Source organism: Rhizobacter sp. P1_G5 (assembly GCF_056405435.1).
Window position 1 is genome coordinate 1 of the sequence record NZ_JBFUCB010000950.1, and the last position, 1520, is coordinate 1520.

Sequence of the window (1520 nt, forward strand, 5' to 3'; positions counted from 1 at the left end):
CGCTGGAGCGATGCGGCCGAAGGCCGGCGCTTCGAGGTCCGCGACCCCGCCACCGACGCCGTGTTCGCGCAGGTGCCCGACAGCGGCGCGCGCGACGCCCGCGCCGCCGTCGAGGCCGCCCATGCGGCCTTCGCCGGCTGGCGCGCGCGCCCGAACCGCGAGCGCGCGCAGCTGCTCAAGCGCTGGCACGCGCTGATCGTCGAGCACCAGCACGACCTCGCGCGGCTGATCTCGCGCGAGCAGGGCAAGCCGCTGGCCGAGGGGCGCGGCGAGGTGCTGTATGCGGCGAGCTATGTCGAGTGGTTCGCCGAGGAGGCGACGCGCAGCTACGGCGACATCATCCCGGCGGCCGTGCCGGGCCGCCGCATGATGGTCGTGAAGGAGCCGGTCGGCGTGGTCGCGGTGATCACGCCGTGGAACTTCCCGGCCGCGATGATCGCCCGCAAGATCGCGCCGGCACTCGCTGCCGGCTGCACCGTGGTGGCCAAGCCGGCCGAGGACACGCCGCTGACCTCGCTGGCGCTGGTGCACCTGGCCGAGCAGGCCGGCGTGCCGCCCGGCGTGCTGAACATCGTGACGGCCTCGCGGCAGCGCACGCCGGAGGTGGTCGACGTGTGGCTGGCCGATGCGCGCGTGCGCAAGATCAGCTTCACCGGTTCGACGCCGGTGGGCAAGCACCTGGCGCGCGAGTCGGCCGGCACGCTGAAGAAGCTGTCGCTGGAGCTGGGCGGCAACGCACCCTTCATCGTGTTCGACGATGCCGACGTCGATGCGGCGGTCGACGGCCTGATGGCCGCCAAGTTCCGCAACGGCGGCCAGACCTGCGTCTGCCCGAACCGCGTCTTCGTGCAGGACGCGGTGCACGACCGCTTCGTCGGCCAGCTGGCGGCGCGCGTCGCCGCGCTGAAGGTCGGCCCGGCCACCGAGGCCGACTCGCAGATCGGCCCGATGATCAACGCGCGCGCGGTGCAGAAGATCGAGCAGCATGTGCAGGACGCGGTGGCGCGCGGCGCCCGCGTGATCGTCGGTGGCGAGCGCCTGCACTCGGCGCGCTGCGACGGCCCGAACTACTACGCGCCGACGCTGCTGGTGGATGCCGATTCGACGATGGCCTGCTCGTGCGAGGAGACCTTCGGGCCGGTCGTGCCGGTGACCCGGTTCCACGGCGAGGCCGAGGTGGTGGCGGCGGCCAACGACACGCCGTTCGGCCTGGCGGCGTACTTCTATTCGAGCGACATCGCGCGGGTGTGGCGCGTCGCCGATGCGCTGGAATGCGGCATCGTCGGCATCAACGAAGGCGTGCTCGCGTCGGAGGCGGCGCCSTTCGGCGGCGTCAAGGAATCRGGCTACGGYCGCGAGGGGTCACGCTACGGGCTGGACGACTACATGCACACCAAGTACCTTTGCTGGACAGGCTCGTAGGTTCTTTCTCGCATGGGCGCGAGCAAAGGCGGGAGCGGGGGGTGTGGGGCTCGCCGGCCGGTGCGGTCGCCGCGCAGGGCGCGTCGACTCCCCTGCGC

Annotated in this window: 1 protein-coding gene; it reads left to right on the forward strand. The window is 72.5% G+C overall.

The window, feature by feature from the left end; translation table 11 throughout:
* On the forward strand, positions 1–1422 hold a 1422-nt coding region (locus tag AC1D12_RS33025; protein ID WP_477845337.1), incomplete at its 5' end, for an NAD-dependent succinate-semialdehyde dehydrogenase.
* Between the last annotated feature and the right edge of the window lie 98 nt (positions 1423–1520).